Source organism: Sodalis sp. RH16 (genome assembly GCF_047324245.1).
Lineage (GTDB): Bacteria > Pseudomonadota > Gammaproteobacteria > Enterobacterales > Enterobacteriaceae > Acerihabitans > Acerihabitans ligni.
The window spans coordinates 4,583,836-4,606,180 of sequence record NZ_CP178737.1; the positions used below are offsets into that span (position 1 = coordinate 4,583,836).

Consider the following 22,345-nt stretch of genomic DNA (forward strand, 5'->3'; position numbering starts at 1 on the left):
TTCTGCTTGCCTAAATCGGTTGATTTTATCAAAACCGGATTGCTATCTTTCTGCGATAATGGTATTTCTTGGGTGCCATTAAATTTCAGCATGAAAAATCATCCTCTTTCATAGGATGGCAAAATTATATTAAATATACAATATTAAACTGATGGGACTATTACGCAAAGGGAACGTTGCATGAATATACAGTCTGGCTTCATCCATATACAAAATATTATTCTTCAAGAACTGGATCCGGGCTGTACTGACTCTATTTCCCCGCACGACCGCATGGGATCGCGGATAACGGATTCCGTTGCCGCTGCCGCTTTTATCGGCCGCCTGTCACGACGGCTTGATCGAGCCGTACCGCTGAGGGTGTTTTGGGACTATCCCACTGCCGCTGAACTGGCCGGATATCTCGCCGAACCCTCTCCGGCGCCGGCGAGTTTCCCCCCGGATGGAATCAAGAGCGCGCGGGCGACCTCCCTTGAACCCATTGCCATTGTCGGGTTGGCCTGCCGCATGCCGGGCGCCGGCGACGCGGCGGCGTTTCGGCGCTTGCTCAGGGCGGGGCGTTGCGCAGTGGGACCGGTACCCGAGGGCCGTTTCATTGCCGGCGCGTTGCAGCAGCGGTGGAGCAATCCATCATACCGAGGAGGCTTTTTGCCTGATGTGGCGGGCTTTGATCGGCGGATTTTCGGCATCTCCCGTCATGAGTCTTCCAAGATGGATCCGCAACAGAAATTGGTGCTCGAGGCGGGCTGGTCCGCTATCGAAGACGCAGGGCTTGATCCGGTAGGCCTCAAAGGGGGGCGAGGCGGAGTATTTATCGGCGCCATGTGGAATGATTTTGCCCATTATGCCGTGTCGGGGGAGATGTCCGCACACTCCGCCACCGGAATGGATCCCAGTATCATTTCGGCTCGCCTATCGTTTCTGCTCGGGTTATCGGGGCCCTCCCTGACGATAAATACGGCATGTTCTTCATCGTTGGCGGCCGTCCATTTGGCCTGCCAAAGTCTGCGGGCGGGAGAGTGCGAATTCGCCTTGGCGGGTGGGGTGAATGTGATCCTGTCCGAGCACAGCAACGCGGCCATGCACGCGCTCGGCGTGTTATCGCCGACGGGCGCCTGTCATGCCTTCGCGGCACCGGCCGACGGCTACGCCCGTGCCGAAGGCTGCGGCATCCTGCTGTTGAAGCCCCTGTACGCGGCTCTCGGGGACGGCAATCCAATCTATGGAACGGTATGTGCCAGCGGGGTCAATAACAACGGTTACAGTACTTCCCTGACCGCTCCATCGGCGCGGGCTCAGGCGGCCCTGATGCGGGAAGTCTGCCGTCAGGGGGAAATTACGCCCGGTGATGTGGACTACCTCGAGGCTCATGGCACGGGAACACTGCTGGGGGATCCCATTGAGGCCGCCGCGGCCGCCGAGGTGTATTGCCGGGGGCAAAACAGGACCCGACCCTTGATTGTCGGTTCGGTGAAGGCCAATATCGGCCATTGCGAGGCCGCGTCCGGCGTGGCCGGCTTGATTAAGATTCTGCTCGCCATGCATGACGGCGAGATACCGCCGCAGGCTAATTTTCAGCATCCCAACCCCCATATCGACCTGTCGGCATTGGGCATAACCCTTCCCCGGCAACCGGTTCCCTGGCCAGCGGGCAACGGCAGGCGCCTGGCGGCGCTGAGTTCTTTTGGGTTCGGCGGGACCAATGCCCATGCCATTATTGCCGATATCTGGCAGAGTCAACGCCGTTTTAGCCGGCCCGCGCTGAAGACCGGCGATGCCAAGGACGACCGCCGCAGCATGAGTGAGAAAACAGGCGCGCCGGTCAAGGAGACAATGGCATCGAACATCGCCCTTGCGATGGGCCAGGAAACGATGGCATCGAACAAAGGCGGTGCGGCGGGTATTCACTCCAGTGTTGATATGGTTGCCGATAATAGCCGTGGCGCGACGCTGTTATTCTCCGGGCAGGGATCGCATTGGACCGGTATGGGGTTAGCGCTGGCCGCCGTCGATCCGGTTTTTCGGTTCAGGATAAAAACCTGTGATGGCGTGGTACGTCAAATCGCCGGTTGGTCCCCGGCCCAACGGCTGTACTCGCCCAATGAGGACTTTACCGACATCCGTATCGCCTGGCCGTGCCATCTGGCCATTCAATTGGCTATTGCCGATGTCTGGCGCAGCCGGGGAGTGTCGGTGACCGCCGTGGCGGGGCACAGCATCGGCGAACTGGCCGCGGCTCATTGGGCGGGCATGCTGTCTCTCGAAGAGGCCTTCGCCATCTCTCTGGCCCAGGCGAAGTGGGCCGCCGGCCAATCTGGCGTGATGGCGTTAATCGGCCTGGACTGGACTCGGACCGGCGCATTGTTAAAACAAATCGGCTTGCCAATCCATCGCGCGATTCAACACCAAGAGAACGCCACCGTGGTGTCGGGCAATGTGGAAACAATGGCCTTTCTCAAATCGGCTTGTATCGCCCATCGTATTGATTTTACGCCGGTAAATACGGCGGCCGCGGTTCATCGGCCGGTGACGGATGCTGAGCTCGAAGGGCTGGAGGCGGTACTGCCAAAAATAACCGCCGCGCCGCCGGCAATGAGGTTTTTTTCAGCCCTGGCCGGGGAGGCAGCGGCGACAGACGGTCTGCCATGGACGCATTGGCGCGATCTGCTGGTAAAGCCGCTTTATTGGCGTGATCATTTGAACATCGTCATGGCCGAAGAACGCTCGGTATTTATCGAAATTTCACCTCATCCCGTGGTGCTGTCGACGCTGCCGCCGGAGAGTGACGGGAAAAGGGTCGCAGTCGCCAGCGCCCGCAAAGATCAATTCGCCCCACAGATTATGGATGAGGCGATGGCCATGCTGATACGTCACGGTGTTGAGCTTTCTCAACCCATGACCTTCGGCGCTTCCGCCGGCGACGGCCCGAAGCGGCGAGCCCTTCAGAGGGAACATGCCCTTAGGCTGCTGCCGGTGTCGGCGCGCTCCCCGGATGTTCTTGGCGCGCGATGTTGCCAACTGGCGGCATTGCTCGATGATCCGGCCGTGTCGTTATCCGATCTCAGCTTCACCCTGGCGACCCGACCGGTACATTATGCCCATAGGGCGGCGTTTGTCGTTGCCGATAAGAAGGATGCCATTCGGGCATTGACGGCTTTCGCCGGTAACACGGCAAGGCCCGCAATGGCCAAATTGGAGCACACGGCTGTCAAACGGGTCGCATTGCTGTGCTCCGCACGCCACTGGATGTCGTCCGGGGATGTGGCGGCATTGATTGAGCAGCCGGCTTTTCGTTTGACCTATCATCGCGGCAGGCAGGCTCTGCAAACGCTTTCGGTATCTGACAAAAGCGGTATCGGCGCCGCTTTCCTTCAGCAAATTTCCCTGGCTGCGCTGCTATCTTGGTATGGCGTCGAACGGGCTGAATTTATCGGCCTCGACGAGGGTGGGGTGATCGCCGCCCATTTGAATGGGAACCTGACGTTTTCCGACGCCGTGGCGCAATTGCGCCAAAGCGCGGAACGACCGGTGCAGCCGTCGTCATATGACCGTCCGGCCGATGGGGGGGAAATAAACCTGGCGCCGGCGCCAGGAGACCCGGATGAACAAGGGAAAACACTGCCGGCGGCGCGGGAAAATCATTTCCAGGCAGTAATACCCCTGACGCTTTGCGTGGATAACAACGTGTCGCCTGAGAGGGGGGACGCGCTTACCGCAGGTTATGGCGCACAAGGTTTCCAACCCGTACCCGGCGCGGCCCATGAACGTTTATTGAGGCTGTTGGGCACGTTATATTCGCTGGGTTCGATAGAAGATCCGCGCCGGCTGGGCGGACCGGGCCATAACATCATATTGCCGGAACAGCCCTGGAGGCATGATAAGTCAGACTATCCGGACAGCGCGGCAGCCGATGATGTCAACGGCCCGCCCGGTAAGACGCCGATAAAGCTGTATGAGCCGCAATGGATTGCAACGCCGCACGCTTGCGCTTTACCTGGCCGGAGCCGTGCCTGCGACGATAAGGACGAAGACAACGGGGAGGGCATCCCCGGTTCTGCCGGGGCGGGGATGGTGATTTTTGCCGAGCCCGACCTTGAAAAACAGCTGAAGGCCCGGGGTTTTGGCAGGCAGGCGTTTTGGGTGGCGTGCGGCGACCGCTACCACGTCCATCGGCATAACGTGACGGTTGATCCCGCCGATCCAGACCACTTTTCCAGAGTGCTTGCTGCCTGTCCCGCCGCCAAAATCCTCTATCTCCTTGGACTGTCCCCGCCCGCCGGTCAAGACGTGGCGACGCGTTACCTGCTGGAGCCTCTTCTCACCCTCGTTCGCGCCATTGCGACAAAAAAAACCGGTAATACCGAACTTTATCTCGTCACGACCGGCTGTCAGCCGGTGGGGAACATCCCCGTAAACCGGCCGGAACAGGCATTATTATGGGGAGTGGCCCGCACGCTGCGGCTGGAACACCCTGAGATGAATTGCCGCATTATCGATATCGATCCGGGCGATGGCCCCGCCCCGCTGTCCGGGCTTGCCTTTACCGCTCTTATGCGGGGCATCAGCGAACAATGCCTCCATGAAAGCGCCTGGCGCGGCAATCAATGCTATGTGCCGGCGCTCTCCGTTTGCCCGGTGTTTCCCCTTGAGGGGCGGCAATCAACCTGTGCCGGCAATGTTACGGGATTCTATCTGATCAGCGGCGGACTGGGGGCATTCGGCCTGCGTCTGGCGCATTGGCTCATCGATCGCGGTATGACAAACATTGCCCTCATGGGCCGCGGGGGCGCCGGGGAAACGACGCGACAGGCCATCGCCGGGCTTGAACAGCGCGGTGCCAGAATAAGCGTCTATGCCGCCGATGTGGCGGATCTCACGGCGTTGGAAAATGCCGTCTCCCACGCTGAAGACGCTTTCGGCCCGTTAATCGGCATTATCCACGGGGCGGGGATTTTAAGCGGCGGCTTTCTGCAGCAGGATAGCGCCGCTACCCACTACCAGGTCATGCGTCCTAAAGTGGAGGGCGCCATGAATCTTCACCATATTACCCAACGGCGGCAAGTCGCGGAATTCATCCTTATCTCGTCCGCATCGTCGGTGTTGGGGTTGTCACGCTACGCCGGTTACGCCGCCGCCAACGCCTTTCTGGATGCATTAGCCTGGAGGCGCCGCGGCTCGGGACTGCCCGCTCTCAGCATCGGCTTCGGACCTTTCTTAGACGCGGGCCTGGCGTTATCAGAGCCGGCGCTGATGCACTCATCCCGCTTACCGGCGTTAACCATGTCCCAAGGCATCCACTGGTTGTCCCGCGCGCTGTGCTCAGGGTCGGCTCATGTGATTGCCATGGCGTATGACGCCCCGGATCCGGCCCATGGGATTGACAAGGCCCACGGGGCCATGGACCCGTCCCATACCGTCGCCAAGGCTGTGGGAGCGACGGACCGAGCCACCCTGGACGTGGCCGGCCCCCACCTCGCGGCAAAGGGTGCCCGGTCACCCTCGTCATTATCTTCTTTCACTCCCGGCCAGCGGGCCGCTCAAATCGTGCAATATATCCGGCGCCAGGTCGCCGAGCTAGCGGGCGGTGACGGCGAGGGCTTCTCCCACCGGCGGCCCTTACGTGACGTGGGTATCGATTCATTGACCGGAGTAGAGCTGCGCAATCGGCTACAACGGAAATTCGGCATCCCGCTGCCGGTGACGCTGCTATGGGATTATCCGACCCTGGCTGAATTAACGGCGCTCATCCTTAACCGCGTCCAGATGACTCTTTCTCAAGGGGAAAACCACCATGATTAAACCTTCCGCCCCCAGGCCCTCATCGTCATTGAAAAAAGCGGTTTTTACCCTGTGCTCCCAGAGCGCGGCGCGGGCGGACCGCCGAGCTGAACCCATAGCGGTCATCGGGTTGGCCTGCCGGGTGCCCGGCGCCGATACCGCCGACGGGTTCTGGCGACTGCTGGCGGCGCAACGGGATGCCGTGGGAGAAATTCCTTCAGACCGGTGGGATAACGCCGCTTGGTATCATCCCGATCCGCAGATGCCCGGAAAGCTTGCCACCCGCTGGGGCGGCGTGATTGCCGCCGAGGCATTCGACCATGATTTTTTCGGTATATCCCTGGAAGAAGCGCGGCAGATGGACCCGCAACAGCGAATATTTCTGGAGGTGGCCTGGGAAGCGCTGGAAGATGCCGGTCTGACCCAACAGGATTTGGCGGGGAGCCAGACCGGGGTCTTCGTCGGCGCTGTGAATTATAATGGCGATTACGCGCGGCGCGTCTTTTCGGATATCCATCGAATCAACGCCTTTAGCGGACCGGGGGTGGCGAACAGCGTCCTGTCCGGCAGGCTGGCCTATTTGTACGACCTGAAAGGGCCGAATATTACCATCGATACAGCCTGCTCCTCTTCGCTGGTGGCGCTGCACCTGGCCTGCCAAAGCCTGCGGCAGCGGGAGTGCGACCGGGCGATCGCCGGCGGCGTTAATGTGATTACCGCGCCGGAATTTACCCTGGCCACCTCGCGCATGAATCTTATGGCGGCCGACGGACGTTGCAAACCCTTTGACGCCGCCGCCGACGGTATCGTCAGGAGCGACGGCTGCGGCGCGGTGGTGCTGAAACGGCTGTCCGACGCGCAACGGGCGGAGGATCGCATACTGGCGGTCATTCGTGGTTCGGCGATTAACCAGGACGGCAGGACCAACGGGCTCACCGCGCCCAGCGGCCATGCCCAGACCGCGCTGATAAAACAGGCCTTGTCCCGGGCGCAGACGGCGCCGGAGGATATCGGTTATATCGAAGCGCACGGTACCGGGACGCGGCTGGGGGATCCCATTGAAATCGCCTCCATCTCCGACGCGCTGGGTGAGCAAGCCGAACGGCATCCTTGTTATGTCGGCTCGCTCAAGGGCAATGTGGGCCATTGCGAGGCGGCGGCGGGAATTTTGTCTTTCATCAAAGTGGCGCTCTCCCTGCAATACGGCGCTATCCCGCCGCAGGTACACCTGAAAGACGTTAACCCGCATATTGATTTGTCCCGGCGGCGGGTAATTTTTCCGACAACATTGACCCCCTGGCCGGTGGCGAACGGTTTACCACAATGCGCGGGGGTCAGTTCATTCGGTTGGTCCGGCACCAATGCCCATGTCATCGTCGCACCGGCCCCAGCGTGCATTGCCGAAGAAAAGCCGCGGCCAACGGCCCTCATCCTGCCGCTGTCCGCCGCCAGCGCACCGGCGCTGCAACAGCAGGCCCGGCGGTTTGCCGATTTACTGGCCCAACAAGACTCAACGCAGGCAAGGACATCCGCCGATCTCTGCTTCACCGCGGCTACCGGTCGAACTCATCATCCCTATCGTCGGGCGTTTGTCGCCGACGACGCGGCCGGGCTCGCCTGCGCCATCACCCGCTGGCTTGAGACCGGGCAGCCATTGGCGAAGGGTGCTTCCCGCGGGCTTGCCGTGATTTTTAGCGGGCAGGGAGAACAATGGCCCGGCATGGTGGACGAATTGATGGCCTGTGAACCGGTTTTTCGCGAGGGGATGCTGCGCTGTGATGATGAAGTCCGTCGATTGGCCGGATGGTCGGTGCTGGAGGCGATACGGGCGGGGAGCAGCGTTGATTTAAGCGCCACCGCCATCGCACAACCCTGCATTGTGTCCATTCAAACCTCGCTTTTTTCACTGCTCGCCGGCTGGGGCATCCAGCCGGCGGCGGTAGCCGGCCACAGCGTGGGCGAATTCTCGGCCGCCTGCTGTGGAGGGGTTCTTACCCTGGAGCAAACGCTGGCGGCGGTGATCGCCCGCGGCCGGATTATGGAGGCCATCCGTTCGGACGGCCAAATGATCGCGGTCGCCGCCACCGAAGAACAGCTCCTTTCGCTGTTAAAAGAGTGCGCGGGAGTCACGGTGGCGGCTCAGAACAGCCCGAAGTCGACGGTACTCTCGCTGGATGCGGCACAGGCAGACAAAATAAAAACGCTGCTGGACGGCGCCGGATTGGCGGTTTTTCCCGTCAATCCCCATTACGCTTTCCATGGCCCGCAGATTGAACCGCTCAGCGACCCGCTGTTGGCGGCGTTCAAGTATTTGCAACCCGCCGATAGCCCTATGATCGTGGCCTCCACGACCAGGGGAGAGATCATCGAGGGTAGCCGCATGGATGCCCATTACTGGGTCGCCAATGCCCGGCGGCCGGTACGATTCGCGACGGCAATCGCCTGCCTGCTCGACGCCGGTATGGATGATTTTTTGGAAATCGGGCCCGGCGCTACCCTGACGCCGCATATCAATCATTGTGCCATAAAAGCCGGACGTACGGCCCGGGCCGCGGGTTTGTTGCCACGGGGCAGAACGCAGTATCCGGCGCTGCTTGATTGCGCCGCGCGGCTCTATTCCTCCGGCCATGAACTCCACTGGCGGGGCCTGATGAAAGGGCGCGGCAAGCTTGTCTCCCTTCCGCCGCCGCCCTGGCGACACACCCCATGCTGGCTGCCGTTGACGACGATAGCCGGTCCGGCCGCTTCACTGGCGGGGGAGGCGCAAGCGCCGGCGCTGGAACATCTCTCTTTTCGGGCCGAATGGGGAGGGAAGGCGCAGCCGCTGCTGGCGGATCACTGCATGTTCGGCAACCTGGTGGTGCCGGGGGCGGTTCATATCGCGGTCATTGCCACACATCTTAACCGCTATCTGCAAACCTATGATTTTACCCTTGCCAACCTGGTGTTCATCCGGCCGCTTATCCTGAAATCCGATGACAGCGCCATGGCCACTCTGGCCTTTGGGCCGCGCCATAAAAACGTCGACGCGGTGGATTTCACCCTTGATGCCGCCGATGGGCGCGGGCAAGGGCAAGGGCGATTGCCTCTCTCCCGGGGGACAATAAATCTGCGGGCCGACGGCGACAATCCGGACTCGCCGCCACAGCGGCTCAACGAACGCGTCATATTACTTGAGCGTCAAAACGTTAACGCCTTTTATCAGCGGGCGCATGCCGCCGGGCTAGAACTGGGGACGTCGTTCCGTTGGTTGAACGAACTCTGGTGCGATGCCGTCGCGGGCCGCTCCTGTTTCACCCTGGGCAATGAAGGGGACGACCCGGCCGACCCTCCTCTGGCACTCTCTCCCGGATTGATGGACGCCTGCTTCCAGGCCATGTTCGCGGCGTTCTGGCGACTCTTCCCCCAGAGCGACCTTTTTATTCCCCTGAGCGTGGACCATCTGCGCGTCAAGCAACAGCTGACCGCCCCCCTGTGGGGAGAAGCCATCCTCACCTCATCTCTTAAGGCCGATGTGGAAACCCTGTGCGGCGACATCCGGTTGTATAGCGACGACGGCGCTTGCGTCGCGTGTTTCCAGCGAGTCACCCTGAAACGGGTGAGGGCGGCGTCATTGACGCCGCTGTCTACCGGCCCGTCCAGCGCCCTTTACCGTTTTGAATGGGATGGGCTTCCCCTACCGCCGCCGGCCGCGGCGCCGCGGCTGACAAACTGTACGGTAATTGCCCGCGACGGCGATGATGCACGGGCGTTTGCGCAAGCCATGACGGCGGCGGGGGTCAGCTCGGCCATTATCACTCCTAAGGAGGATGAACTGTCGGCCGCCCATTTTACCGACCTGGCGGGGACGGTGATTTATCTTGCCGGCTGTGGGGATGAGTGCGAGACCTTCACGGCACGGGAGTGGCTAGACCACCAGATACAGGCTTTCGGCGACCTGAAACGGATAGCCGATATCAGCGCCCAAACCGCGACCCATCGCCAACTGCGAGTATGGGCCGTCACGCTGACGCGGTCCGAAGATCACTGTTGTGACTTGGGAGGCTCCGTTGTGTGGGGCCTTGGGCGAACCATAGCCAAAGAGTACCCGTCTATTTGGGGCGGTCTGCTGGCGTTGCCGGTCCGGGCGCTGGCGGGCGAGGGGGGAATTGAGCCGTTACCGGCATTGCTGGCCTCGGTGGCTCGCGTGCCGGAGTACCGGCTGCGGGCCGGCCAAGTCTATGGCCGCAGGATGATCCCCCTGAAGCAGGATCCGGCGCCACTGCCGCTGCGCCGTGACGGCAGCTATCTTATTACCGGCGGCTGCGGCGAAACCGGACGTATGCTGGCCGAGCGGCTGTTTTCCCAAGGCGCGGGCGGCGTTATGCTGCTGGGCCGATCCGCCCTGACGCCGGAATTGATAAGGCTGGCGCGGGACTATAAGCAGCGGGCCCTTCATTTGCGCCTGTTCCAGGGGGATGTCGCCCGTCCAGAAGATATCGACGCCGCGTTGCGCGCGATGGATCGTTTTATGCCGCCGCTGGTCGGCGTTTTCCATCTGGCCGGCGTGTTGGCCGACGCCCCGCTGGCGAAGACGACCGAGGAAAAGGTCCGGCGGGTTTTTCGGCCAAAGATCTGCGGCGCATGGAATCTGCATCGCGCCACGATTAACAGAAAGCTGGAAATCTTCACGCTCTTCTCCTCTGTGTCGGCGATTATAGGCATCCCTGGACAGGGCGCTTATGCCGCGGCCAATGCTTTTATGGAGGCGTTGGCCCGCTATAGGATTGTCAAAGGACTGCCGGCGACGGCCATTTCCTGGGGACCCTGGGGGGGCGGAATGACCGCACGACTTGATCCGGCGCAGCAGCGGAGGTTCACCGAGGCCGGCCTGGGTTTGCTTGACCCCGGCGAGGTCATGGCCTGGAGCGGTCGGTGCCAGCCACAGACAGTGGTTCATCCTATTGTGGCTGATATTAATGCGCCTGATTTGGAAAAATGGCTTGGCCGCGGCACGACTTTCCATGAGTTCCCTTGCGGGGATGCACGCCAGGCGCCGGACACGCCGGATATCGTCAGCAGTGTGACCGCGCTCCCCTCATCCGAAGCGCGACAGGCCGCCGTCCTGCACTATTTGCTGAGGGAGATCGGCAAGATGGTCAACTTGGGGCCCCTGCGGGGGGATATGCCGTTGCATTCTCTGAGGCTGGATTCCCTGACCGCCGTCGCCATTGTGCAAAATATTCGCGGCCAAACCGGCTTGCCCATTCCCATCGCCCTGCTCTTCGACAGTGATGATTTGCATGAGGCCGCCGTAAAGCTTGGCCGCATTTTATGCCCGGACGTTGAGTGAACAGGCTTAAATCCGTCATGGTTCCGGTTGCAGGTGCAGTTGCTGGGCTTTCCCGCCCCTGGATCTATTTGGATATAGCACAAAGGATTGAGCAAACTTATGACAGAACGCTTCTTTAATCAAAAACAGCCGGGGCCGGTTGACGCAACATGTCGCCGTGAACGCCCGTTAAGTGAACAACAGGCCGCGTTATGGTTCCTTTACCGCCTCGCGCCGGATGACGCCGCCTACAATATCGCTTGCGCCTGCCGCGCGACCGGGAAGCTGGATTTTCCCGCCCTGCGCGACGCCATGCATCGCCTGGCGGGCCGGCATGATGTCCTGCGCAGCGTCTTTACCGATGAGCAGGGGTTGCCGAAGGCGGTAAGCAGGGACGATCTCCCACCGCAGGTAAATTTCTTCGATCTGCGTGGCCAAACGGCTGATGAGCGGGATGCCGCCGTGCACGGTTATCATCAACAACCGTTTGATCTGGCGCGGGGGCCCTGCATCAGGCTGGGACTGTTCCAATGCGGCGAGCGTGAATATCTTTGGCTGCTGGGCATACATCACATTATCGCCGACTTCTCCACTCTGGCTCTGGTCATGGATGAACTGGAGGTCTTGTATATCGCCGAAATCGGGGGTGACGCCGATACCGCCGTTACGAAGAAGCGTACCTTTGATCATTTTATCGCCGAGGAACGACGTTTTCTTAACGGCGGCGGCGCATTGTGCGCGCAAAATTACTGGTCGGCGCTTTTGGCTTCGCCGCCGCCGCCGCTTCACTGGCGCGGGGTTGAAGAGGGCGGAGCGCGTGGCGGAGAATCGGTGTTTTTCACTCTCCCCGATGAACTTGGCCGGCGGCTCGGATTGTGTTCTCAAGAGTACGGCGTATCGCTATTTGCCCTGATGCTGACGGCATGGGCAGTTTTTGTCGGGGATCGCACCCATTCCACGGACATCATTATCGGCGTACCGATTTCACGGCGCGACGGTGATTTCGATGATGCCCTCGGCTGTTTCTTCAATATGTTGCCGCTGCGTCTGTCCATGGCGGCCACGACCTTCAGGACGCTAACCGTCCGGGTACGCAAGTCATTGGGCGCGGCCCTGGAGCATCGTCATTATCCGTTTGGCAATATCATCAAAGACCTGCGCATCCCGCGCTCCGCGGCGCGGAACCCGCTCTTGCAGACGACGGTCAATATGCCCGGCTCGCCGCGGATGTCCAAGAGCGGAGGATTGATGCTGGGGGATGAGGCGCTGAGCCTCTCCTGGGGGAATATGACGTTACGACCCTACCGTTTACGCCAACAGGAAGGGCAGATGGATTTGGCGCTGGAATTCGCCGAAGGGCCCTCGGGACTGACCGGCGTTATCAAAGGACGAAGCGCGCTGTTTTCCCGGTCGGATCTTGAGCGGGCTTGCGAAGATTACCTGGCTACGGTTCAACGGCTTATCGCCGCCCCGGATGAAAATGTGGCGGCGGAGGACCGCAAGCCGGGAAACCCAGGGGTTTTTGCGACTATCAACACAAGGCGCCTGGTCGCCTGCGCCGACGACGACATTGTCAGTCGTGTCGGTCGCTGGGCGCGGGATGCGGGGGATACCGTCGCGGTAACCGATGCGTCAGGGGCGACCACCTATGAGCAATTGTGGCGAGCCTCTATTGCCATTGCGCGGCGGCTTGTCCGCGCGGGCGTCGGCCCGGGCTACCGCGTCGGGCTGGGCATGGCCCCCGGTGCCGATGCTCTGGCCGCTATGCTGGCCATTATGCGCACCGGCGCCGCTTATCTGCCCCTGGAGCCGATGAATCCGCCGGCGAGACTGCAAAAAATGGCGCTCAACGCCGGTGTGCGGGTGATAGTGATCGCCGGTCAACGGCACCGGGCGGTATTCGGCGGTCTGGGCTGCGAAGTGCTGGACATCCATGAGAAGACTGACGCGTCGGACGGCTGCCCGGGGCCGGCCCATGGTCCGGACCCTGCCTGGGGGAGCGATGAAGCGCCGAATCACGCCGCCCCGTGCTTGACGGCCTATACCCTGTTTACGTCGGGGTCCACCGGCTGTCCCAAGGGAATAGACGTGCTCCACCGTAACGTCACCGCCTTTCTCGATGCCATGGCGGAGGAAATTGTTTTGCCCGCCGGGCAAAAATGGACCTGGTGTCATGCCGCCAGCTTCGACCTGTCGGTGTGGGAAATCTGGGGCTGCCTATGTTCCGGCGGCGAGCTTTTGGTCATCCCGGCCGAACTGCGATCCCGTCCCGATGCGTTATTGACCTTTCTTCAACGGTCAAAAGCGCAGGTGGTGTCTCAAACGCCATCGGGACTGAAGGGGTTATTGCCCGAGCTGCTCCGACGGCAAATCGTGCTGCCGGTACGTCATTTTATGATTTCCGGCGAAGCGCTGCCCGGCCGGATTGCGGCTCCTTTCCTTACCGGCGAGACAAAAATGTGGAACCTTTACGGCCCCTCTGAGACCACGGTATTCGCCATGATCGAACAGGTCACCGCTGATTTGACCCGGCGCGAAACCGTGCCTCTTGGCCGCCCCCTGCGGTTTGCCACGGTGGCGGTGTTGGATGAACGGCTCCGGCCGGTGCCGGCAGGTGAGGCCGGAGAGATCTGTATCGGCGGTCTGGGCGTCAGCCCGGGATATGTCGGACTGCCTGAACTGACCGCTGAACGTTTTGTCCCCGATCCTTTTGCCAGCGGCGCCAGGATGTACCGCAGCGGCGACCGCGGCTTGTGGGACGGGCAACGGCTTCACTATCTGGGCCGCATGGACCAGCAGATCAAACTCAATGGCTATCGTATTGAACTCGGCGAGGTTGAACATGCTATCGGCGGCTATCCGGCGGTGGCCGAGGCGGCGGTGCTGCTGGAACAGGCTGCCGGCGGCGGCCAACTGACCGCCGTCATGGTGCTTGATTCACCCTTCACCGAGGCTATGGAGGAGGATTTGCGCCGATTCCTTGCCGGCCGGCTGCCGTTCTATATGTTGCCGGGGCGACTTCTGCGGGCTCAAGCGCTGCCCCGCAACGGCCATAATAAACTCGACCGAAATAAACTGCGTGAGGAGGTGGACCAAGGCCGTTTTAATGCCTCGACGGAGGACGCCGCCGGGACAGGGGGAGACGCGATGCCGCTGCTCTCCGCGCTACAGGATATCTGGTGCGCGGTATTGGGCCGGAGGGAAGTGGGCCTTGACGATGTTTTTTTCGACGTCGGCGGTAATTCGCTGACATTGATGCAGGTCTTTTCACGGCTGCTGACCTTGCCGGGATGCGGTGCCCTGACCCCAGCGGATCTTTTTCGCTTTCCCACCATCAGATCGCTGGCGGCGCAACGGGTCACGGCGTCCGTGGCGGATCGCGGCGCCGGCCGGGACGCAGACTGCGGCGGACCCACGTCGTTGGATGCCATGGCGGCCTTGCGCAAACGGGCACGACACAACCCAACATAAAGGACGACATATCATGGATGATCACGCCATCGCCATCATCGGCATGACCTTTCGGCTGCCCGGGGCGGACAGCCTGCCCGTGCTTTGGTCAAATATTGTCAACGGACGGGTCGCTATCCGGCATTTTCAGCGGGAGCACTGTGTCGCGCAGGGCATAGACAGCCCGTTATTTGAAGATCCCCGCTACGTTTTTGCCGACGCCGCACTACCGGGCATCGACCTGTTCGACGCGGATTTTTTTGCCTTCAGCCAGCGAGAGGCGGCGTTGCTCGATCCCCAGCAGCGGATTTTGCTGGAGTGCGCCTGGGAGCTGTTGGAAACCGCCGGTTATGGTAATCCGCTGCGGCGTCCGCGCATTGGCGTCTATGCCGGCGCGTCCATGAACACTTACCTGCCGAATGTCATCAGGTCTCGCTGTGATTTGATGTCTCTGGCGGGTACGGAATTAATGCTCACCAACGATAAAGATTATCTGTGCGGCAGGATTTCCTACAAACTCGGTCTCACGGGTCCCAGCGTGTCCGTTCAAACCGGCTGTTCCACGGCGTTGAGCAGCATGCATTGTGCGGTGCAAAGTCTGCTGGGCGGTGAGTGCGATATAGCCATAGCCGGCGGCGTCTCGATTCAGGCCGTCTTGCGGCCGGGTTATCTGTACGAGCCTAACCTGATGTTCTCGCCGGACGGCATGTGCCGACCCTTTGACCATGCCGCTTCGGGTACCGTTTTCGGCGATGGCGCCGGCCTGGTGGCGTTGCGCCCCTTACGCGACGCGAAGGCGGCCGGCGACACTATTCTGGCGGTGATCCTGGGCTCGGCGATGAACAATGAAGGCGATGGCAGGCTTGGTTTCACGGCTCCAGGGGTTGAAGGTCAATGCCGGTTAATTGCTGAAGCCCAAGGAGTGGCGGGAGTTGCCCCGGATGAAATCGGCATGATAGAAGCCCATGGCACCGGCACGGCGTTAGGCGATCCGGTGGAGTTTGCCGCGCTGCGTGAAGTTTTTCGCCCCATCGGGCATCGAACGGAACGCTGCGCGCTGGGTTCGATTAAAGCGAACGTCGGGCATTTGGCGGCGGCGGCGGGCATAGCCGGACTGGCCCGGGCGGTCCTGGCGCTGAAACACGGCGTTGTCCCGCCGCACCCCACCTTCAGCCAGGCAAATCCCGCCCTCGCACTGGAGGAGAGTCCGTTTATCATCAACCGGACGGCCGTGCCATGGCCCCTGAGCGGGACACGGCGCGCCGGCGTCAGCTCTTTCGGCGCCGGGGGCACCAATGTTCATATGGTTCTCGCTGAAGGGCCGTCCGCCGTAGCAAAACGCGGCAGCGTCGGGCTGCACGCCATTCCGCTCAGCGGGCGGGATCCCGTCAGGCTCAAAGAGCTCGCCGCCGGCATGGCGAAGCAGCTTGGCGAACAGCCGGATACCAGGCTTGACGACATTGCCGTTACGCTGTCACAGGGACGGCGGGCCGACTCCTGTAAAACAATGGTGTATGCCCATGATCGGCACGAATTGATAGCGCAGCTCAACGAGGGCGCCTTTGATATCGCTACGGACATTGCGGCCCCGCATCTGATCCTTATCATCGGCGGCGGCCTGTCTTACGCCGCCGCGGCCAATCATCCGATTTTCAACCGGGAATTAACCGCCCTGCTGGCGTGGCTAAATGAACATCATCCGGCGCTTATTACCCGGCAAGACGTGTTGGGCACGTGCAACACCGAGGGGGAGGCATGGGGCCTGGCGCAAACTGTGGGTTACCTGTCTTATCTGCTGATGTGGCGGTATGTCATTAACACGCCGTTGCTTATCTTGACGCCGGAGGAGATTAACGTAAGGGCGGAGGGGATATTTTCCGTCGCCGATGTGGTCCGCGCCCTTGCCGGTCCGCGGCGGGGATCGGATGCCCAAACAGCTCTACCTGAACCGCCAATGGCCAAGGTGTACTCCTTAATCGGCGATTATCTGGCGCAGTCGGCCCCCGCGAACCACAGCGGAATACCCCCCGTGGCCGGTTATTTTTCGGCGCGGTCAATCAATCCCGGCGATCGGGTATTCATACCGGCGCACCGGGGAGGTTTTGATCGCCTGGCCCGCCAGACCTGCCGGGATCGGGGGGTGGAGGCCGTGCTCGGTTCCAAGGCCGATGATATGCCGGCCTTGCTACGCTGTGCGGGCGCGCTGTGGTGCCGGGGAGTAAATATTGATTGGCAGTACCTTTGCCCTTATCCCAATGCCGGGCGTATACCATTGCCGGTCCAGCCGCTGCGGCGTCGCAGATGCTGGTATCAACCGGAATCGGTGGAAGAAAGCGGTCTTACATCGCCCGCGATGCCTGCTGCCGATGGGCGTTTCCCCGTGAACGCAAATGACCGGCCGCAACTGTATGTTGAAAGATGGCGCCGCGCCGGGCGTTGCGCCGTGGAGACCGGTATGACCGGCTCGTGCCGAAGGCTGGTGATAGCCGAACCGGCCTGCCGTTATGCCCCGTCGCTTAAGAACGCGCTGAAAAAGCGGAGCGGGCATATCACCACTGCGATCCTGGGTTCCGCCAGGGTTGCGGGTGCCGGCGGATATTGCCTGGACCCACATGATCCCCTGGCCGCCGACCGGCTCGCCGACACTCTGCGCAATGACCATCTGATGCCCGATCACCTGATGCTGCTGTTTGGCGACGTGCGAAAGGCGGAGTTGACCGTAGCGACGTTTGATGTCGTTTTCATCCTATTGGAACTGGCCAAAGCCCTTTCATTACACCGTCGGACGCCGCTGTTCATCGATGTCATCGGACCGGGTTTTGTCGATGGGCCGGGCAGCGGAACCCTTTGCCCTCAACGTGCCGCCGCCTGGGCGGCATGCCAGTCCCTGATGCAAGAAATCCCCTTTGTTTCATGCCGCTGCGTGGATGTCGACGAACAAGACCCCCTTGCCGCCCATGACGTCATGGCGGAGTTAACCGGCACACATCGCCCCTCCCTCGTCGCCTTGCGTAACGGCTGGCGATGGGAACGTTATTTCGAGACGCTCAAAAGCGCCGCCGCGCCGCCGGACTGGGGAAATCCCACCTGCCTGGTGACAGGCGGCCTGGGGCAGGTGGGGTATCAACTGGCGCGGTTTATGGCGACTCACCTTCACGCCAAGCTGGTTATCCTGACCCGTACGCCTTTACACACCTTACCGCAGAACGATCGGCGCAGGGAACGGCTTCAGGCGCTGCGGGCCGTGGCGGTGGCGGTGGAGGTCGTGCATGCTGATATTGCCGATCTCGGGCAGGTCACGGAGGCCGTCGAACGAGCGGAACGGCGGATCGGCGAGATCACCTGCTTTATCCATGCCGCCGGCGTTTCCGGCCCGGGGACGCTGCATTGGGTGCAAAAGTCCACCCGCGAGCAATGGCAAAGGCTCATGGGACCGGGCTTTATCGGTGCGTCGGTGCTCCATGCCCTATTGGGCCGCCGATCGCTCAGATTCGGCTGTTTTACTTCATCGCTGGCGGCCTACGTCGGCGGATTGGGACTGTCGGCCTATGCGGCGGCCAACGAAGCCTGCGCATCTTTCGCCCTGCGTCACGGACGCCGTCACCCCTACCTGTGCATTGATTGGGCCGGTTGGCAGGGATGGGATAGCGGCGGCAGCTTCAAATACAGCGCGAACCGCGCCCGTCCGTTAACCGACCGCGAAGCTTCCGCCGCCTTCGGCATCGCCCTGAATAATCTGCATCAGGGCCGATTGGCGGTGTCCATCGGATCGCCGGACGGGATTTTCAATAACGTTATCTCCGCGCCGGCGCGACGGCATATCCCCGCGGACGACAGCGGTCCTTATCCCATCGGTTCGGAGGCTGTCGTCAGCGCGGCCCCCGCCGCATTGGCGGACGCTACCGGATCGTCTTCCATTGACACGGCTGACGTTAGCGAAGCCCTGATGGTGATTTGGCGCAACCTGCTGCACTGCGAGGTGGATAAGCGCGCGAACTTTTTTGATTTGGGCGGCGACTCACTGGTGGGCGCCGAGCTGGTGCGCCGGATTAACGCCCATTTCAACATCATGCTGACCATGGCCGATCTGTTTGAGTCCGCCGCGGTGGAGACTCTCGCGCAGAAAGTGGCCCGGACTTTATCGGCGCCGCCACGGGGCATCGGGTCGAGCGAAAGCGGCAGAGGAGCAGGGGCATGACAAGGGGCAACGATCACGCTTACGCCCAGCGCGATATCGCCATCACCGCCGTCGCCGGCCGTTTCCCCGGCGCGCCGTCCCCCCAGACGTTTTGGCGGTCATTATTGGATGGCCGGGAGCTTATTCGCGATTATCCGGCCCACCGGTTGCCCGGCGGCGTCCCTTTTTCCCCTGTCGCCGGGGCGTGTTATGTGCCGCGCGGCGCGTTCCTTGACGATACCGATGCGTTTGATTATGGATTTTTTCATATCACCCCCAGGGAAGCGGTGCGGATGGATCCGCAGCAGCGGATTTTTCTTGAAGTGTGTCATGAGGCGCTGGAATCCGGCGGTTATGGCCGTGGCAGCGACGCGGGTATCGCCTCGGTGTTTGCCGGCACCCGTAAAAGCGGTTGGGAACCCTATCTGCCCGCCGCCGCCGATGCCACCGATGCCATGCTGGCGTTAGGAGGAAATAGCCCGGATGCATTGGCTTCGCGCACTGCCTACAAGTTAAACTGCACCGGTCCGGCGGTGAGCGTGGCGACGTTCTGTTCCGGGTCGCTGGTGTCGGTTCATTTGGCCTGTCAAAGTCTGCTGGCGGGAGAAAGCGATCTCGCCATTGCCGGCGGCGCCTGTGTCCGTTTTCCCGCCCACCAGGGGTATTTCTGTCATCGCGGCGGCATTTTATCCGCCACCGGTCGGGTGCGCGCTTTCGATCAAACCGCCGACGGCACGCTGTTCTCCGATAGCGTGGCCGCCGTGCTGATGCGCCGGCTGGAGGACGCCCAAGCCGCCGGCGAGCCGATACTGGCGGTGATTAAAGGCTCGGCGGTGAATAATGACGGCGCACGGCGGGCCGGGTACAGCGCGCCGGCGGTGGACGGGCAAGCAGCGGTCATCCAGCGTGCGTGGGATCGCGCGGGGATAGCCCCGGACCGGGTCGGCATGATTGAAGCCCATGGCACCGGCACCTCCATTGGCGATGCTATCGAGCTCAGCTCGCTGCTTCGGGTTTTCGCTCTCGCGCAACCCCGCGCCTGCGCGCTCGGTTCCCTTAAAACCAACCTCGGACACGCTGATTGCGCCTCCGGCATAACCGGATTGATCAAGACCATTCTGGCGGTTCAACAGGGTATTATCCCGCCGACGCTGTATTGCTCCCGACCAATGAATGCGTTGACCGCTCCGCACACGCCTTTTTACCTGCCTCATGCCGCGCGGCAGTGGAATACCGCCGGTTCGCCCCGTCTTGCCGGCGTCAGCTCCTTCGGCATCGGCGGCACCAACGCCCATGTGGTGGTGGCCCAGCCCCCGCCCTATGCGGCGGACAACACCGGCCATGAATCCGTACATCTCATCCCCCTCAGCGCCCGCAGTCCCGAGACATTACGGCAGATAACCGAAAACCTGAGTGCCTACCTTCTCGCCCATCCCGGGACCTTTGCGGACGATGTGGCCTATACCCTCCAGCGGGGAAGATACCCTCTCCCGGTGCGGCGCATTGTCCTCGCCCGGGATGTTCCGGGGATGCTTTACGGACTCACGCAGGAGCGCGGGGTGGCTGTCGCATGCGATGGCCTCATTGATGAACAGCGTCTGGCGATGGCCACCGCCTGGCAGCAGGGAGGGGAGGCGGACTGGTCGCGTTTTTACGCCCTTGAACGGCGTCGCAGGCTGCCCCTTCCCACCTATCCGTTTGTTCGCAGCCGCCTCGGTAACGACATGGACGAGCCGGCTGCATAAGTCTCTACCCGCTAAACATAAGGAGCCTCTATGGCAAGCGCAATTTCAATTGAACGGGAACTGGTCACACTATTCGCCGCCGCGTTCGGCCTGGCCGAAAATGAAATGAATATCGCTACGCCGCTGGTGGAAATGGGCGCGGATTCCCTGCTGCTGTTTGACGTTGCCGACGCATTGCGGCGACGTTACGGCGTAAGGCTGACGGTCCGGCAATTCTTTGCCGATATCCCCACCATCGGCAAGGTGGCGGAGTATCTTTCACGTTTCGGCGCCGAATCTGGGTGCGACACCCCCGAAGAGCCCGTGGGGATAAATGCCGGCACAGATGCGGAGCCAGCCCCTGAATCCGGCGCGCGCTCCATTCATCATGCCGCTTTATCGCCTGACGTAACGAAACATTCTGCAGATGAGGGAATTTTGCCGGCCGGGGAGAGGGCTGATGCGTCGCGCAAGCTTTCATCGGCGCCGACTCCCGTCGCCGTTCCCGTCCCTTTTCGCTGGCTGTCGCGCGGCGCGTTGCCGGACGAGACCACGGCCCGGCATGATTATCTGGCGCGTTTTATTCCGCGCTATGCCGGAAAAACGTCCCGTTCCAAACAGCACGCCGCCGATGTTCGCCGGATCATTGCCGACAGCCGTTCAGGTATTGGATTCAAACCCTCGGTCAAAGAGCTGCTTTATCCCCTGGTATGCGACACCTTCAGCGGCGCGGAGGTAGGGGATATCGACGGTAATGGCTACGTCGACATGACCATGGGCTTTGGCTCGCACCTGTTCGGCCATCAGCCGGACTTTATCATCGGCGCCCTGCAAGAACGCCTAGCGCACAGCTTCGGATTGGGTACCCGCAGCGAAGCGGCGCTTACCGTCGCCGGACTGATTACCGAACTCACCGGTATGGATCGGGTAGCGTTTGTCAACAGCGGCACCGAAGCCGTAATGAACGCCGTACGCGCCGCCAGGGCCTATACCCGACGGGATCATGTGGTGATCTTCGCCACCAGTTATCACGGCCATTGGGATGCCGTGCTGGCGACCCCGGGTGATTTTCCGGGCGCCTACGGCGCGCGCGCTCTCTCGGTGGGAATACCCCAAAATATGGTGGCCGATGTGTCGGTATTGGCGTTTGGCAGCGAAGCCGCGCTTGAATTTATTGAAAAACATCGCCACCGCATCGCCGCGGTGATGGTGGAACCGGTGCCGACCCGCGATCCCAGGCTGGCATTGCCTGACTATTTGCGCCAGTTGCGAACGTTAACGGCCAATCACGGAATCATGCTGATTTTCGATGAAATCGTGACGGGATTCCGGGTTCATCCCGCCGGCATTCAAGGACTCTACGGCATAAAGGCAGATATCGTCACCTACGGCAAAACCATCGGCGGGGGAATGCCGCTCGGCGTCATTGCCGGCCGGGGTAATACCCTTGATGCCATTGACGGCGGCGGCTGGTCGTTTGGCGACCACAGCTACCCGGCGACGGAAGCGACCTTCTTCGGCGGCACCTATTTTCAGCATCCCCTCTCCATGGCGGCCGCGCAAGCCACCTTAACCGAGATCAAGGGTCAGGGCGTTGCATTATCTCAGGCGCTGGCGAAAAAAACCGACGGACTGGTGGCAAGGTTGAATCAATTATTCCATGAACGCCGAGTGCCTATAACGGCGTGTTCATTCAGTTCTTTCTTTCGATTAATCCATCGTGAGAACTTCGACCTGCTTTATTATAATCTTTTATTACGAGGCGTTTATATTTGGGAGTGGCGCTGCTGGTTTCTCTCCGTCGCCCATGAGCAAATCCATCTGGATCGGGTCGTTAAGGCTTTTAGCGACAGTCTGGATGAGCTGGCGGAACACCGACTGTTGCCGCAAATGACCGGCCGTTGA

The 22,345-nt window shown here is 61.3% G+C and carries 6 protein-coding genes; all 6 read left to right on the forward strand.

The window, feature by feature from the left end:
- Nucleotides 1–180: 180 nt before the first annotated feature.
- Entirely contained in the window at nt 181–5,799 is a 5,619-nt protein-coding gene (locus ACL2XJ_RS20965) for an SDR family NAD(P)-dependent oxidoreductase (protein ID WP_413724380.1), read from the forward strand.
- Nucleotides 5,792–11,110 carry a type I polyketide synthase gene (locus ACL2XJ_RS20970; protein WP_413724381.1) on the forward strand — a complete coding sequence of 1,773 codons (5,319 nt, stop codon included), beginning with the start codon at nt 5,792–5,794 and terminating at the stop codon, nt 11,108–11,110. The genes ACL2XJ_RS20965 and ACL2XJ_RS20970 overlap by 8 nt, the downstream gene beginning before the upstream one ends.
- A gap of 99 nt (nt 11,111–11,209) precedes the next feature.
- Nucleotides 11,210–14,560 carry a non-ribosomal peptide synthetase gene (locus ACL2XJ_RS20975; protein WP_413724382.1) on the forward strand — a complete coding sequence of 1,117 codons (3,351 nt, stop codon included), beginning with the start codon at nt 11,210–11,212 and terminating at the stop codon, nt 14,558–14,560.
- 13 nt (nt 14,561–14,573) lie between these two features.
- The gene (locus ACL2XJ_RS20980) at nt 14,574–18,737 is read left to right on the forward strand and encodes an SDR family NAD(P)-dependent oxidoreductase (RefSeq protein ID WP_413724383.1); all 4,164 of its coding nucleotides are present in this window, start codon (nt 14,574–14,576) and stop codon (nt 18,735–18,737) included.
- Complete coding sequence (locus ACL2XJ_RS20985) at nt 18,734–20,461, forward strand: beta-ketoacyl synthase N-terminal-like domain-containing protein (protein WP_413724384.1); 1,728 nt, start codon at nt 18,734–18,736, stop codon at nt 20,459–20,461. The genes ACL2XJ_RS20980 and ACL2XJ_RS20985 overlap by 4 nt, the downstream gene beginning before the upstream one ends.
- A 30-nt stretch (nt 20,462–20,491) precedes the next feature.
- Nucleotides 20,492–22,345: an aminotransferase class III-fold pyridoxal phosphate-dependent enzyme gene (locus ACL2XJ_RS20990; RefSeq protein WP_413724385.1), complete on the forward strand. Its 1,854-nt coding sequence runs from the start codon at nt 20,492–20,494 to the stop codon at nt 22,343–22,345.